The 16,434-nt window shown below is 39.7% G+C and carries 13 protein-coding genes and 1 rRNA gene; 11 read left to right on the top strand and 3 right to left on the bottom strand.

What is annotated here, in order from left to right:
• The first annotated feature begins 162 nt into the window (after positions 1-162).
• From O7776_RS16940 to O7776_RS16915, 6 genes are all read left to right on the top strand, one after another.
• Positions 163-1,887 (top strand): ABC transporter ATP-binding protein, encoded by a 1,725-nt coding sequence (locus tag O7776_RS16940; protein WP_274310533.1) that lies wholly within the window; start codon positions 163-165, stop codon positions 1,885-1,887.
• A 195-nt stretch (positions 1,888-2,082) separates the two neighbouring features.
• Positions 2,083-3,099, top strand: a complete 1,017-nt coding sequence (locus tag O7776_RS16935) for an ABC transporter ATP-binding protein (RefSeq protein ID WP_274308110.1) — start codon at positions 2,083-2,085, stop codon at positions 3,097-3,099.
• Positions 3,074-4,045 (top strand): ABC transporter ATP-binding protein, encoded by a 972-nt coding sequence (locus O7776_RS16930; RefSeq protein WP_274308109.1) that lies wholly within the window; start codon positions 3,074-3,076, stop codon positions 4,043-4,045. Before O7776_RS16935 ends, O7776_RS16930 begins: the two co-directional genes overlap by 26 nt.
• A gap of 44 nt (positions 4,046-4,089) precedes the next feature.
• Entirely contained in the window at positions 4,090-5,733 is a 1,644-nt protein-coding gene (locus O7776_RS16925) for an ABC transporter substrate-binding protein (RefSeq protein WP_274310532.1), read from the top strand.
• Positions 5,734-5,825: 92 nt separating this feature from the next.
• Positions 5,826-6,830 carry an ABC transporter permease gene (locus tag O7776_RS16920; RefSeq protein WP_274308108.1) on the top strand — a complete coding sequence of 335 codons (1,005 nt, stop codon included), beginning with the start codon at positions 5,826-5,828 and terminating at the stop codon, positions 6,828-6,830.
• 16 nt (positions 6,831-6,846) lie between these two features.
• On the top strand, positions 6,847-7,740 hold the full coding sequence (locus O7776_RS16915) for an ABC transporter permease (RefSeq protein ID WP_274308107.1): 894 nt from the start codon (positions 6,847-6,849) through the stop codon (positions 7,738-7,740).
• A gap of 214 nt (positions 7,741-7,954) precedes the next feature.
• Here O7776_RS16915 and O7776_RS16910 read toward each other — a convergent pair whose 3' ends face one another.
• Together O7776_RS16910 and O7776_RS16905 are read right to left on the bottom strand one after the other, a co-directional pair.
• Positions 7,955-9,049, bottom strand: coding sequence for an FUSC family protein (locus O7776_RS16910; RefSeq protein ID WP_274308106.1), 1,095 nt, complete (start codon positions 9,047-9,049; stop codon positions 7,955-7,957).
• 217 nt (positions 9,050-9,266) lie between these two features.
• Complete coding sequence (locus O7776_RS16905) at positions 9,267-10,553, bottom strand: glutamate-1-semialdehyde 2,1-aminomutase (RefSeq protein ID WP_274308105.1); 1,287 nt, start codon at positions 10,551-10,553, stop codon at positions 9,267-9,269.
• Positions 10,554-10,686: 133 nt separating this feature from the next.
• On the opposite strand from O7776_RS16905, the gene bcp reads away from it, so the two are divergent.
• The 3 genes from bcp to perR all read left to right on the top strand — a co-directional run bounded on the left by bcp (position 10,687) and on the right by perR (position 12,750).
• Positions 10,687-11,154, top strand: a complete 468-nt coding sequence (gene bcp, locus O7776_RS16900; RefSeq protein ID WP_274308104.1) for a thioredoxin-dependent thiol peroxidase — start codon at positions 10,687-10,689, stop codon at positions 11,152-11,154.
• Between the two features lie 24 nt (positions 11,155-11,178).
• Entirely contained in the window at positions 11,179-12,126 is a 948-nt protein-coding gene (locus O7776_RS16895; protein WP_274308103.1) for a D-2-hydroxyacid dehydrogenase, read from the top strand.
• 177 nt (positions 12,127-12,303) lie between these two features.
• A complete protein-coding gene (perR, locus tag O7776_RS16890) occupies positions 12,304-12,750 on the top strand; it encodes a peroxide-responsive transcriptional repressor PerR (protein WP_241370434.1) in 447 nt (148 codons plus the stop codon).
• An 88-nt stretch (positions 12,751-12,838) separates the two neighbouring features.
• Here the strand turns inward: perR and O7776_RS16885 are convergent, their stop codons facing one another.
• Complete coding sequence (locus O7776_RS16885) at positions 12,839-13,180, bottom strand: YgzB family protein (RefSeq protein WP_241370435.1); 342 nt, start codon at positions 13,178-13,180, stop codon at positions 12,839-12,841.
• Between the two features lie 305 nt (positions 13,181-13,485).
• On the opposite strand from O7776_RS16885, the gene O7776_RS16880 reads away from it, so the two are divergent.
• Together O7776_RS16880 and O7776_RS16875 are read left to right on the top strand one after the other, a co-directional pair.
• Complete coding sequence (locus O7776_RS16880) at positions 13,486-14,379, top strand: nucleotidyltransferase-like protein (RefSeq protein ID WP_241370436.1); 894 nt, start codon at positions 13,486-13,488, stop codon at positions 14,377-14,379.
• Between the two features lie 340 nt (positions 14,380-14,719).
• Positions 14,720-16,271: ribosomal RNA gene (locus O7776_RS16875) — 16S ribosomal RNA — on the top strand.
• Positions 16,272-16,434 lie beyond the last annotated feature (163 nt).

The following is a 16,434-nucleotide window of genomic DNA, read 5'->3' as shown; positions in this document are numbered from 1 at the left end:
TTTCACTTTGCTACGTTTAGTAAATTACTTTATGTGCATTAGTCTAAAATTCGTCATTACAAAGCGCTCATTCATAAAAAGGTGGAAATTTATGATATGATGTTAGCTGTTGCAAAATTTCTGAGGGGAGATGTGCTTGCATTGGACAGCATTAAACGTTATATGCGCTTCGTGAAGCCATATAAATTTTTATTAGTATTAACAATTATAATTGGGATTTTAAAGTTTGCAATTCCACTTTTTTTACCGTGGCTATTGCAAGTGATATTAGATGATGTGTTACTAAATGAGACGCTCTCTACAGATGAAAAAACGAAGCTATTATTTACATGGATTGGTATTGCTCTTGTACTATTTTTTGTAGTACGACCACCCATCGAGTACTACCGCCAATATTTTGCGCAAAATTTAAGTAACAATATTTTATTTGATATTCGTAAAGAACTGTATGGTCATTTACAAAGACTAAGCTTAAAATATTACGCGAATACCCGTGCTGGAGAGGTCATTTCGCGAGTAATTAATGACGTAGAACAAACAAAAAACTTCGTCATGACCGGGCTGATGAATTTGTGGCTAGACCTAGTGACCATTATTATAGTGGTCGGTATTATGCTCTCAATGAACGTGAAGCTTACACTCGTATCGCTTATTGTGCTACCATTTTACGCATTTAGTGTGAAGTATTTCTTTGGTAAGCTACGTAGTTTGACAAAAGATCGCTCGCAGGCACTTGCTGGTGTACAAAGCTATTTACATGAACGTGTTGCAGGGATGAGCATTATTAAAAGCTTTACACTTGAAAAGCACGAGCAGCAAATTTTCGATGAAACAAATGGCGAGTTTTTAAACAAAGCGCTTGCCCATTCACGTTGGAATGCTAAATCATTTGCCGTTGTAAACACGATTACTGAAATGGCTCCGCTTATTGTTATTGGTTATGCTGGCTATCAATATTTAAATGATGCGTTAACAATCGGGGTAATGGTCGCGTTTTATGCATATATTGAACGTTTATATGGACCGTTACGTCGCCTAGTGAGTTCATCGACAACATTAACGCAATCAATAGCTTCGATGGATCGTATGTTTGAACTTATGGACGAAAAATATGATGTGCAAAATAAAGAAAATGCAATCGACCTACCACAGGCAAAAGGGAAGCTACAATTTGAAAATGTGTCATTCCAATATGATGTGGACGGCAAAACCATTTTAAATGAAGTTGACTTTATGATTGAACCAGGACAAACCGTAGCGTTCGTAGGTATGAGTGGTGGCGGTAAGTCAACAGTCGTCAGCTTAATTCCACGCTTTTATGATGCATCAGCCGGTGCGGTGAAAATTGATGATTATGATGTAAAAGATGTAACACTTAACTCGCTTCGTTCGCAAATTGGAATTGTATTACAGGACAATATTTTGTTTAGCGACTCGGTAAAGCAAAATATTTTAATGGGTAACCCTTATGCGACTGATGATCAAGTGATTGCCGCAGCAAAAGCAGCAAATGCACATGACTTTATAATGAGTTTACCAGAAGGGTATGACACTAAAGTCGGCGAGCGCGGAGTAAAATTATCGGGCGGACAAAAGCAGCGTGTTGCCATTGCACGTGTATTCCTAAAAAACCCACCAATTTTAGTATTAGACGAAGCAACTTCTGCGCTTGATTTAGAAAGTGAAGCGTTAATTCAAGAATCACTGGACCGTTTAGCACACGACCGTACAACAATTATTATCGCGCACCGCTTATCAACGATTACGCATGCTGATAAAATTTTTGTTATTGAACATGGTGAGGTTTCAGAAGCAGGAACACATGATGAACTGATGGGCAAGAATGGTGCTTACTATAATTTATTCCAAGTTCAAAAATTAGATTAACAAATAACAAAACTACTTTTTACCATAGTCTTTTGGTAGAAGGTAGTTTTTTTGTACACATAAATATAGTAAACAATGATGTTTTGTTCTATTTTATGAAAATTGAGTATATTCTAGAATAATATTGAATATTAATAATTGTTGTAATATCATATGTTAAAATACTTTTAATTTTCTGAAAATTGAGGTGGTCATATGAATCGGAAGGCCATATTGGAAGTAAAAGAGCTTGAAACAACCTTTTTTACTGATAGCGGCAATGTAGCGGCAGTGGATTTTATTAGCTTTTCTATTCATGAGGGTGAGGTACTTGCAATTGTAGGCGAATCAGGTTGCGGTAAAAGTGTTACGTCGTTATCGATTATGGGGCTCGTTCCAAGTCCACCAGGAAAAATTACAAATGGTGAGATTTTATTGAATGGGCAGGAGATTTCAAAGTACACAGATAAGCAGATGCGTAAAATTCGAGGCAATGATATTGCAATGATTTTCCAAGAGCCAATGACGTCATTGAATCCTTTATTTACGATTGGCAATCAGCTTGTGGAGGCCATTTTAATACATAATTCAAAATGGTCGAAAAAGCAGGCGACAGCTCGAGCAATTGAAATGATGAAGCTCGTTGGTTTACCTCGTGCAGAACAATTAATTAAAGAATACCCACACCAATTATCAGGCGGGATGCGTCAGCGCGTGATGATTGCGATGGCGCTTGTCTGTAATCCAAAGGTGCTGATTGCCGATGAACCTACTACGGCTCTAGATGTGACGATTCAAGCGCAAATATTAAAACTAATGCGCGATTTAAATGAACGTTTGAATACGGCGGTACTACTAATTACACATGATTTAGGTGTTGTAGCAGAAACTTGTGAGCGCGTTATTGTTATGTATGCAGGGCAAATTGTTGAGGAAGCGCCAGTTAATGAAATTTTCAAAAATCCACAACATCCGTATACAAAAGGCCTAATTCAGTCTGTACCAGATATGCGTCATAAAAAAGATTCACTTTACTCGATTCCTGGAAATGTGCCGAAACCAGGTTCGATTGCAAATGGATGCAGATTTGCGGCACGTTGTGAATACGCTTTTGATCGTTGCAAGCAAGAAAATCCGATTCTCTACGAAACATCCGATTATCATAAGGCGAGATGTTTTTTATTAGACGAAAAAGGAGGCGTATTGCATGGCGAAAGTGCTGCTGAAAGTTGAAAACTTAAAAAAATATTTCCCGATTCGTCATGGAATGTTTGCACGTCATATTGGTGATGTAAAGGCAGTCGATGATGTGTCATTTGAATTATTTGAAGGTGAAACATTGGGGATTGTTGGTGAGTCTGGATGTGGTAAATCGACGACAGGTCGTGCCATTATGAGACTGCATGAGCCAACTGCTGGTTCAATTACATTTGATGATGTTGAACTGACGGCGTTAAACAAGGAGGCGATGCGTAAAGCACGTCGAGATATTCAAATGGTGTTTCAAGATCCATATGCTTCACTCAATCCGAGGCATACAATTGAAAAAATATTAGAAGAACCGCTTATCGTGCATGGAATCGGTAATGCACAAGAACGCAAAAAGAAAGTCCATGAGTATTTGGAGATTGTTGGATTGAGCGCCTACCATGCAAAACGTTATCCACATCAATTTAGTGGTGGGCAGCGTCAGCGTATTGGCATTGCACGTGCACTCATGACTAATCCTAAGCTCATTATTGCCGATGAACCGGTATCAGCATTAGATGTATCGATACAAGCGCAAGTATTAAATTTAATGCAAAAATTACAAGATGATTTGCAGCTAACGTATATTTTCATTGCCCATGATTTAGGGGTAGTACGCCATATTAGTGACCGCGTTGGTGTGATGTACCTAGGGAAAATGGTAGAGCTTGCGGAAAGTGAATCCTTATACAACGAACCGCTGCATCCCTATTCACAAGCGCTGTTATCGGCTGTTCCGATTCCAGATCCACAATATGAGCGTGAGCAATTGATTTTAAAAGGGGATATACCAAGCCCATCCAATCCGCCTACTGGTTGTACATTCCATACTCGCTGTCCAAAAGCGATGGAGCATTGTAAAACAGTAGTACCAAAATTGCAGCAAGTAAAGCCAGGTCATTCTGTTGCCTGTCATTTATATGACGCGTAGCAATGATATAAACTAACAAGCATATATAGGGGGTCATTTTATTGATGAAAGGGAAAAAGTATATCCTTGCGTTCATTTTGCTTTTAACGATGACAGTGTTTTTAGCAGCGTGTAACACAAGTGATTCAGATTCGACGTCAACGGATTCGAATTCAGATTCTAGTACGCCATCAACTGATAGTAACACTACTGATAACTCGACATCTTCAACACCTCAAGTGTTAGTATTCGGTCGCGGTGCCGATTCAGTATCACTAGATCCGGCAATTGTAACAGACGGTGAATCATTTAAAGTTACACAAAATTTATTTGAAACATTACTAAACTTTGGTGAGCAAGACACAACAATCCACCCTGGTTTAGCAAAAGAGTGGCAAGTTTCGGACGATGGTTTAACATATACATTCCAATTACAGGAGGGTGTTAAATTCCATGACGGAACAGACTTCAATGCTGAAGCGGTAGTTAAGAACATTAACCGTTGGAAAGCTGGAACGGAAGAAGACTTTTACTACTTCAACTCAATGTTTAAAGCAGAAGGTGCAGATATTATTACAGACGTAAAAGCAGAAGGCGATCATACAGTTGTTTTCACACTTTCTCGTCCACAGGCACCGTTCCTGAAAAACTTAGCAATGAGCCCATTTGGTATCGCTTCTCCAACAGCGTTTGAAGCAGCGGGTGACAAATTCGGTGACAATCCAGTAGGTACAGGTCCATTTAAATTTACAGAGTGGAAACGTAATGACTCGATTACAATCGAAAAAAATGCAGACTATTGGCAAGAAGGTTTACCGAAATTAGACAAAGTTATTTTCCGTTCAATTCCGGATAACTCAGCACGCTTAAATGCATTAACTGCAGGGGATATCGATTTAGCGGATGGTATTAATCCATCTGATGGTAAGTCTGTAGAAGGCAATGCAGATTTACAATTAATCGAACGCCCTTCAATGAACATTGGTTATTTAGGTTTAACAAATACACGCCCGCCATTTGACAACAAGTTAGTTCGTCAAGCAGTAAACTATGCAATTAATAAGCAAGCGATTGTAGATGCGTTCTTCGAAGGACGTGCACAAGTAGCAGCAAACCCAATGCCATCATCAATTAGCGGGTATAACGAAGCAATCGAGCCATATCCGTACGATCCTGAAAAGGCAAAATCATTATTAGCGGAAGCAGGCTATGATGGTAAGGAAATCGAGTTATGGGCAATGCCGGTTCCACGTCCATACATGCCAGACGGAGCGAAAGTTGCTGAAGTTATTCAAAAGAATTTAGAAGATGTAGGCATCAAATCTAAAATCGTTACTTTTGAATGGGCAACATATTTAGAAAAAGCGAAAAACGGTGAAGCAGATGCGTTCATGCTTGGTTGGACAGGTGATAACGGGGATGCAGATAACTTTATCTACACATTATTAGATAAAGATAATATTGGTTCAAACAACTATGCGTACTACTCAAATGATGAAGTGCATGATTTATTAATCAAGGCACAATCAGAAACAGATGAAAATGTACGAAATGATTTATACAAGCAAGCACAAACAATTATTCATGAAGATGCGCCATGGGTACCTCTAGCGCACTCAACACCATTATTAGCAGCAAAAGCAGGTGTAAAAGGTTTCTTACCTCACCCAACTGGCTCTGATAAATTAGATAACGTGTCAATCGAATAGTCAAACGTGAAGGGGAGGTAACTTGCCTCTCCTTTTCTCTTTTTACACAATTAATAACAGTACTTACGATTCCAACAAAAGGGGTGAAGAATATGCTTCACTACATTGGCAAACGTCTACTACATTTAATTCCTGTATTATTAGGGATGACCTTTATTGTGTTCTTAATTATTCGTGCAATTCCAGGAGACCCAGCACAAGTAATTTTAGGGCAGCAAGCAACTGCTGAAGCAATTGCAGCACTTCGCCAAAAGCTAGGGTTAGACAATGCTTGGTATGTGCAGTACTTCGATTATTTAAAAGGGGTATTTACGGGGGATTTAGGCGAATCATTACGTACACGTCAGTCTATTATTTCGGAAGTGTGGCCGTACTTAGCTGCTACATTTGAATTAGCATTTTTTGCGATTATAATTGCAGTTATTTTAGGTGTAAATGCAGGAATTATTTCTGCTTGGTTTCAGAATTCGTGGTTCGATTATTTAGCAATGGTGATTGCGTTAATTGGCGTTTCGATGCCGATTTTTTGGTTAGGTTTAATGGAACAATGGGTTTTTAGTATTAATTTAGGGTGGTTGCCAACATCCGGACGCGAAAATGTACGGGATCCAATTACGGCGATTACGCATTTTTACTTAATAGATACGTTGTTGCAAGGTCGCTTTGATCAATTTATCGTTGTGTTAAAGCATTTATTATTACCGGGCATTGCACTTGCGACGATTCCAACGGCGATTATTGCACGTATGACACGTGCTTCGATGCTTGAAGTCATGCGTTCTGATTTCGTACGTACAGCACGTTCAAAAGGGCAAAAAATGTTTATCGTTGTCTATAAGCACGCATTAAAAAATGCATTGATTCCAGTGTTGACGGTTGTTGGTTTACAAACCGGTATGCTGTTAGGTGGTGCGATATTAACGGAAACGATTTTTAGTTGGCCAGGTATTGGACGCTATATTTATGAGGCGATTGGATTCCGTGATTATCCAGTCATTCAATCAGGCATTTTAATTGTCGCCTTTTTGTTCGTCATGATTAATTTAATAGTGGATATTCTTTATACCGTGATTGATTCGCGAATTAAATACAACTAGGAAGGAGGCGCAACATATGACTGAAATTGTTTCAAAACAGCTACAAGCTATTGAGCCACAAGAAAAAGTAAATGGCCCTTGGCGTGAAGCATGGTTAAGCTTTAAAAAGAGTAAATCGGCGTTAGTAGGAAGTGCAATTGTACTGTTCTTTGTACTAATTGCGATTTTTGGGCCGTTATTTGCACCACAAGGCATTAATGATCAAAACTTAAGTCTTCGTTTGCAGCCTCCATCTGCAGAGTTTTGGTTTGGTACAGATGACTTAGGACGCGATGTATTTTCTCGTATTTTACATGGTGCACGTATTTCATTGACAGTTGGATTAGCAGCTGTGCTGATTTCGGCTGTTGCGGGGAGCTTTTTAGGGATTATTGCAGGTTATTATGGTCGTTGGGTTGATACAATTATTTCACGATTTTTTGATATTATGTTGGCATTCCCTAGCATATTATTAGCGATTGCAGTTGTATCGATTTTAGGGCCTTCGTTGCAAAATGCACTTATTGCGATTGCGATTATCAATATTCCGAGCTTTGGTCGCCTCATTCGTTCACGCGTATTAAGTATTAAAGAAGAGGAATATATTCATGCCGCGAGAGCGGTTGGCATGAAAAATTCAAGAATCTTATGGAAGCATATTTTACCAAATTCAATGACGCCGGTAATTGTACAAGGAACATTGGCAATTGCAACGGCGATTATTGAAGCGGCAGCACTAGGCTTTTTAGGATTAGGCGCAGAGGCACCACAACCAGAATGGGGGAAAATGCTGGCAGATGCGCGAATGTTTTTATTAAATGCGCCGTGGGCAATGATTTTCCCAGGCTTAGCGATTATGTTAACAGTAATTGGCTTTAACTTAATGGGTGACGGATTGCGTGATGCACTCGATCCAAAAATGAAAAGTTAGAAAGCAAGGAAAAGTCCGAGAAGTAATTCTCGGACTTTTCCTTTGCGCCGAGGATGGAGGCTAGCACGAAGCTGTTCATGAATGCGTTTCCCAGGACGTTCCGTTATTAGCATCTGTTCATTACTAACGCCCCCGCAGAAGAGCGCTTTAAAAAATATTACGAAGAAGGGGTATGCTAGAAGTCAATTAGACATTCGGCACACCCCTATCTCCATTAATAGAAATCAGATTCTAAATCTAAATTTTTCTCTTCACTATGATAGCTACGATACGAAACAATTAATGTATCTAAATGTTCTAAGTTTTCCTCGTAATCTAAAATCCGCGATAAAATATACAATAAGTGATAGCTTGAAAATTGCTCATCATCTGTTGCTTCTTCTTGAGCAGTTACAATTTGCTTAATGAACTGCTCCATTAATTCGCTGCCCTGTAAATACTCCTCGTGACGAGTCCACTTTGAATGCTCGGGTCTAAGTTTACCCGTGTATTTTAACAGCAGCTGTTCATGGTACGTTAACAGAAAGTCCAAACGTTCTTGAATAATAATTTGAAATTGTACTGGTAATTTACCAAGCTCGTTTTCATGCTTATGCAGGCGCATAAGGAGCTCTAGGCTTTTCTTAGTTGTGATTAACATTTGACGATAAATAACAAGTTTACGCGCTTTTACATATTTTTTATTTTTAAAATAGCTACGTTCCTCTTTGAAAAAATCGTACATCGTATCCAGTTCATTTAAACGAGATTGCAATTTTGTAATCGTTATTTTTGTCGAAGTATGCTCACTTGCCTGACGTACAGCAAGACGAGTCCAACGAATAATATCATCTTGCACCACATTGATTTTTTTGAATAATTTGATCTCATATTTCGGTGGTAAAAATAATAAGTTCACGATAAATGCTGCAAATACTCCAAGCATGACTGTACCAAATCGAATAAACCCGAATGTTAAAAAGTCATCACCTGGCACTTCCATAATGGCAATTACTGTTACAAGCGCAAGCGAAATGGATTTTTCGAGCTTTAATTTCATCATAATACCGAGTACAATAATGGCGGCGATCCCGATAGCAACAATATGATGACCAAATATTAAACCGAAAATAACAGCAACCGTTGCGCCAATTAAGTTCGCCTGTACTTGTTCAATAATAGTAAGATAAGAGCGGTATATGGAAGGTTGAATGGCAAAAACAGCGGCAATGCCTGCGAATACAGGTGACGGCACGTTTAAAAGCTCAGCTAGAAATAGCGCAAAAACAATGGCCACACCGGTTTTTAATACACGTGCGCCTAGTTTCATAAAAGTTTCCCCCTCTCCTCAATTATGCAATAAAGCCACTATAAATGGTAATCCCATTATAGCGGCTTTTAACAATTTTAAAAGTACTTATTTTGCTTCAACACAAGTCCTCCATTTCTAAAAGTGGGGGAATAGTGCCCAAGAAAGTCATTCATTCAGCGGGGGGGCAACCCAGGTAATCTGGAATCAATTACACCGGAGTCTAATTGATTTTAGATCATAATTTAGAAAACGCATAATCAACGGCTTTTAATGTTTCTTCTACGTCTGCTTCGGTATGTTCTGTCGTTAAGAACCAAGCCTCGTATTTAGAAGGGGCTAAGTTAATACCTTGAGAAACCAATAATTTAAAGAAGCGACCAAATGTTTCACCGTCTGTATTTTCAGCTTGTTCGTAGTTTTCTACTTTTTCGTCTGTGAAGTAAACAGCAAATGCACCTTTTAGGCGGTTTAAAGTAATCGTCACACCATGCTTTTTCGCAGATGCTAATATACCTTGCTCTAATAAAGCACCTAATCGATCCATTTCATCGTAAATGCCAGGTTGTTTTAACACTTCAAGACAGGCAATCCCAGCTTGCATACTTGCAGGGTTACCAGCCATTGTACCTGCTTGGTAAGCTGGTCCAAGTGGCGCAACCGTGTCCATAACTTCTTTGCGACCACCATAAGCACCGATTGGTAAACCGCCACCGATTACTTTCCCCATGGCAACTAAGTCTGGTGTTAAACCTAGCATTGTATGTGCGGCACCGTAGTGGAAACGGAATGCTGTAATGACCTCATCATGAATTGTTAAGAAGCCTTTTTCTTTTGCTACTGCATGTACGTGCTCTAAGAAACCAGGATTTGGCTCAACAATACCGAAGTTTCCAACGATTGGCTCGATTAAAATTCCAGCTAATTGATCACCCCAAACCGTTACGGCTTCGTCAAATGCTTCCACATTGTTAAATGGCACCGTTATAACTTCAGTTGCTACTGAAGTAGGTACACCTGCAGAGTCAGGTGTGCCAAGCGTTGCAGGACCAGAACCAGCTGCTACTAATACTTGGTCAAAGTGGCCGTGATAGCATCCAGCGAATTTCATGATTTTTGTGCGACCCGTAAAGGCACGTGCTACACGTACACAAGTCATTACTGCTTCAGTACCAGAGTTATTGAAGCGTACTTTATCCAATGTAGGAATTGCTTCTTTTAACATTTTGGCAAATATAATTTCATGCTCCGTTGGTGTACCGAATAATACACCAGTTTCAGCCGCGTGTGCAATTGCTTTTGCAATATGTGGGTGACCATGACCCGTTACGATTGGGCCGTATGCTGCTAAATAGTCAATATAGCGGTTACCATCTACGTCCCAGAAGTAAGCACCTTTACCACGTGCCATAACGACAGGAGCGCCACCGCCTACCGCTTTATAAGAGCGTGATGGGCTATTTACACCACCAACAATATGTTGTAGTGCTTCTTCGTGCAGTTGTTCAGATTTTGTATGATTCATCATTTATTCCTCCAAATATGGTTACATTAAAAGATTCTCTTCTATTGTAGTATGTAATAGTGTTCTACGCCAAAGAATTTGAAACAACGGGCATTGTTTTGTACGATAGAAGAAAATTTGGAGGGAATTGCATATGACGTTAGAAAATTTACAAGCACCAAACTTTACATTACAAAATGAAAATGGAGAGCAGGTAAGCTTACAAGATTATCAAGGTAAAAACGTAATCTTATACTTTTACCCGAAAGATTTAACGCCGGGCTGTACAACACAGGCTTGCGATTTCCGTGATCGCTATGAGGATTTTTCGGATTTAAATGCGATTATTTTAGGGGTGAGCTTGGATAATGCCGCGAAGCACACGAGATTTATCGAAAAGCATGGACTGCCGTTTTCATTGTTAGTAGACCATGACCATAAAGTAGCGGAAGCGTATGGTGTGTGGACATTGAAGAAAAATTTCGGCAAGGAATATATGGGGATTGAGCGTTCGACATTTTTAATTAACAAACTGGGGATTGTGGAAAAGGAATGGCGCAAAGTACGTGTCAAAAACCATATTGAAGATGTGTTAAACTATTTAAAAACAAGCACAAATTAATTGTGCATACAAAGGGGAGTCATTATGGTAAACGTTTATTTTACATTTGAACCGCGCGAAGATTTAAGAAAACCACTTATCACAGAATTTCCGCAAGTGGATTTTGTATTCGATTCGAAGCTAGATACAGAAAAGCTAAGAGCGGCAGAAATTTTAGTTACTTATGGTGAAGATTTAAAGGCCGAGCATTTACAAAATGCCGACAAACTACAATGGATTTTTGTTGCATCAGCAGGAATTGAAAAAATGCCAGCCGAGGCGATTGCAGCACGAGATATTTTCGTATCAAATGTGCGCGGTATACATAAAAAACCAATGACCGAGTCGATCCTAGCGCATATTTTGGCGTACAAACGTGCATTGCCATTCGTTTATGAGCAACAGAAAAAGCACGAATGGAATAAAAAAGCGCGTTTATCGGAGTTGAATGGGAGTACTGCACTTATTATCGGACCAGGTGCTATTGGTAGCGAAATAGGGCGTATTTTACAAGCGTTTGATGTCTATACAATTGGCTGTAACCGTTCGGGTGAGCAAGCATCATTCATGAATGAAACGCATAAACTAGATGTATTAAAGGATCAACTACCAAATGCGGATATTGTTATTTCAATGCTCCCATCTACAGCGGAAACCAAACATTTATTGACGCGTGAGCATTTTGAATTAATGAAGGATTCAGCGCTGTTCATGAATTTCGGTCGTGGGGATTTAGTGAAAACAGATACGCTTGTTGAGGTGCTAACGGAGAAATTGATTGCCCATGCGGTACTAGATGTTTATGAAATCGAACCGTTACCTGCAGAAAGTCCACTATGGGAGATGGAAAATGTTACATTATCACCACACTTTTCAAGCCATTCTTCACGCTATGTAGAACGTAGCTTAAATATTTTTAAGCCAAGTTTACATAAGTGGTTAGCTGGTGACCGTGATTTAGAAAACAAAATGGTTATTTTACGAGGCTACTAATTGAGAATGACTACTGCGTAAATCAAAGCTTTGTGATTGTCGTTTTCAATTAGTTAAATCAAAAATAGACTTTTACTCTGATTGGAGTAAGCAATTGTTGACAAGCTGTTGATAAATTCGCTACACTATTTATAACAATTATAAATTAATAATATGTATGAAAAGAGGTGCATGACGATGTCTGAAATGCATTTAAAAGATGCGCTAGACACGTTAAAGACTACTGGTGTACGAATTACTCCTCAGCGTCATGCGATTTTAGAATATTTAATTCAAAGTATGATTCACCCTACAGCTGATGATATTTACAAAGCGCTATGTGATAAGTTTCCAAATATGAGCGTAGCGACAGTATATAACAACCTACGTGTTTTCCGGGAAGTTGGCTTAGTAAAAGAACTTACCTATGGGGATGCAGCAAGCCGTTTTGATTTTGTAACAGGTGATCACTATCATATGATTTGTGAATGCTGTGGTAAAATTGTCGATTTTCACTATCCTGGTTTAAATGAAGTTGAGCAGTTTGCTTCACAAGTAACAGGTTTTGAAGTTAATTCGCATCGCTTAGAGGTATATGGTACATGTCCTGACTGTCTTACAGCAGGTGCAAAGAAAGTTGAATAATATACGCAGAACCCTAGCAGCTAAGTTAGTTACTAGGGTTTTTTGGTGAGGAAAAAGTGCATTCATCAAATGGAATGCACTTTAGTCGTTATCTTTTATTGTATGCTTGATCGAATTCCTTACCTTCTAATGTAGGGTCAAGTGTCAACGTTTCATTGCAGTACATGCAAATATCAACGCGTCCTAAGACCTTTGTCCACTTACCACATCCAGGACACACAACTTGTACAGCTTTGGTGGATAGTAAACCAATCCAAAGATAAACAACCGTACTACCAATAATACAAATAAGCCCAAGCGAGATGAAGATTAATACTAAAATTGGATTGTTTTTAAAGAAAATCGCACCATACATAACAACGAAGCCTATGAAAACAAGAGATAATGCAAAGGAACGGATTTTATTAATTTTACTATTATATTTTTTCATTTCGTGTGCCTCCTAATCTAAAATATACTATAACATATATTGGATTAAAATTTGTAGATGTGAAAAAATTTGGATAATCCATTGATGCACCGTTTTTTATTGAGTACCATTATAAAAAAGGATTTGAATTATTAACGTCGAACTCAATAATAAATAAGTTCAAAAGTCATAATGGATGTTTTTTTAATATTGGTATTCATTGAATTAACAAAAATAAGACGGAATGGACTAGTTAATTTGCCTTAGAGCATTTACAATAACTAATAAACAATTTCGAAGTAGCGCAATTTTTAGGGGGATTTGATATGGAACATATTTTAAGACCGATTTATCAAGAGCGTGCGAGTCAGCCTGATACTTTGGGGGTCATTTTGATTAATAAGCGTGAAGGCGCTGAAAATATGACCGATACATTCGATGCTGTTCTTCTTATAATAGTAAAAGAAAGTGATACACCAATTTATTCTAAGCATTATTCATACGGTGATGCAAAAATGGTGATGCATATTATTACAGAAGAACGTTTACGTAAATGGATTTTCATTGGTTCGAACCGTCGTTTAGTAGACTGGCTATTTCATGGTAAAATTATGTTTGATCGCAATGAGTTTTTGTTCAAGCTTCGTTCAGAGATGCAAGAGTTCCCGTTTTTTGGGCGTAAGTTAAAAACAGGTATTCAATTTGCTAAACTAATTCGCCGTTATCAAGAGGGGGAAGAGCTATTTGAAGATGGTCATTATTTAGATGCTTATAATCATGTTGTAGCATTATTGCATCATTTAGGTAGACTTTCTATTATTGATAGCGGTCATTACCCAGAAGTGACGGTATGGGCACAAGTAAAACGCAACGATCCAGCTATTTATAAATTATATGAAGAGTTAATTTTGAGTAATGAAAGCTTAGAAAAACGTTTAGAGCTGCTATTTTTAGCAGGTGAATTTTTAATTAATTCAAGAACGAATGATGGTGCACAGCATATTTTAGAAATGATGCTAACTCAGCCATCTTGGACAATTCAAGAGCTACATGATCAGCCAGAGTTAAGCTACTACTCAACGGATTTAGAAGTGTTTGTTGAATATTTAATTGAACGGGGGTTAATTATGGTTGAAGAAGTAATTGCGAAAAATGAGGCAATCTTCCATCGTAATTATTACGTTGACCCACAGTTTGTTGAAAGAGAATATGGTTTATAATAATAGTTTTCAGAGCGTCTAATACGCTCTGAAAAATTTTTTTAAAAAAGTATTGACGTATTGAATGAAAGTATTGTAGTATATTAAATGTCGCTAAGACGTACTCGGAAAAACAACAAAATCGCTTTTGAAACTGCTCGAAAAACTTTTTACAAAAAATGATTGACAGTGAAAGATAGAAATGTTAAATTAGAGAAGTCGCTAAAACGACATTGAAACAACATGAACCTTGAAAACTGAACAAGCAACGTTAATGAATATAGCTTCTTAAATGAAGCGAAAATGATTTCTAACTTAATTGTTAGAATCGCTAGCAAAGCAAATGAGCTTTCAAACTACTTTTATGGAGAGTTTGATCCTGGCTCAGGACGAACGCTGGCGGCGTGCCTAATACATGCAAGTCGAGCGAATGGATTTGGAGCTTGCTCCAATGACATTAGCGGCGGACGGGTGAGTAACACGTGGGTAACCTACCCTATAGACTGGGATAACTTCGGGAAACCGGAGCTAATACCGGATAATACTTTGAACCACATGGTTGGAAGTTGGAAGATGGTTTCGGCTATCACTATAGGATGGACCCGCGGCGCATTAGCTAGTTGGTGAGGTAACGGCTCACCAAGGCGACGATGCGTAGCCGACCTGAGAGGGTGATCGGCCACACTGGGACTGAGACACGGCCCAGACTCCTACGGGAGGCAGCAGTAGGGAATCTTCCACAATGGACGAAAGTCTGATGGAGCAACGCCGCGTGAGTGAAGAAGGATTTCGGTTCGTAAAACTCTGTTGCAAGGGAAGAACAAGTAGCGTAGTAACTGGCGCTACCTTGACGGTACCTTGTTAGAAAGCCACGGCTAACTACGTGCCAGCAGCCGCGGTAATACGTAGGTGGCAAGCGTTGTCCGGAATTATTGGGCGTAAAGCGCGCGCAGGTGGTTCCTTAAGTCTGATGTGAAAGCCCCCGGCTCAACCGGGGAGGGTCATTGGAAACTGGGGAACTTGAGTGCAGAAGAGGAAAGTGGAATTCCAAGTGTAGCGGTGAAATGCGTAGAGATTTGGAGGAACACCAGTGGCGAAGGCGACTTTCTGGTCTGTAACTGACACTGAGGCGCGAAAGCGTGGGGAGCAAACAGGATTAGATACCCTGGTAGTCCACGCCGTAAACGATGAGTGCTAAGTGTTGGGGGTTTCCGCCCCTCAGTGCTGCAGCTAACGCATTAAGCACTCCGCCTGGGGAGTACGGTCGCAAGACTGAAACTCAAAGGAATTGACGGGGGCCCGCACAAGCGGTGGAGCATGTGGTTTAATTCGAAGCAACGCGAAGAACCTTACCAGGTCTTGACATCCCATTGACCACTGTAGAGATACAGTTTTCCCTTCGGGGACAACGGTGACAGGTGGTGCATGGTTGTCGTCAGCTCGTGTCGTGAGATGTTGGGTTAAGTCCCGCAACGAGCGCAACCCTTGTTCTTAGTTGCCATCATTTAGTTGGGCACTCTAAGGAGACTGCCGGTGATAAACCGGAGGAAGGTGGGGATGACGTCAAATCATCATGCCCCTTATGACCTGGGCTACACACGTGCTACAATGGACGGTACAAACGGTTGCCAACCCGTGAGGGGGAGCTAATCCGATAAAACCGTTCTCAGTTCGGATTGTAGGCTGCAACTCGCCTACATGAAGCCGGAATCGCTAGTAATCGCGGATCAGCATGCCGCGGTGAATACGTTCCCGGGCCTTGTACACACCGCCCGTCACACCACGAGAGTTTGTAACACCCGAAGTCGGTGAGGTAACCTTTATGGAGCCAGCCGCCGAAGGTGGGATAGATGATTGGGGTGAAGTCGTAACAAGGTAGCCGTATCGGAAGGTGCGGCTGGATCACCTCCTTTCTAAGGATTTTTCGGAATTCATTCCTAGGGAATGAAACATTAACGGTTGCTGTTCAGTTTTGAAGGTTCATTCTTAATTGAATGGAATACTTCAAAAAAATATTTGCTCCTGCCGCTAGCGCTATCGTCGCAAGACTGCATGAAGCAAATTCAGTGAAGCTTA

The sequence above is a fragment of the Solibacillus daqui genome (genome assembly GCF_028747805.1).
Classification (GTDB): Bacteria; Bacillota; Bacilli; order Bacillales_A; family Planococcaceae; genus Solibacillus; species Solibacillus daqui.
This window is presented reverse-complemented; position numbering and strand designations above follow the sequence as displayed.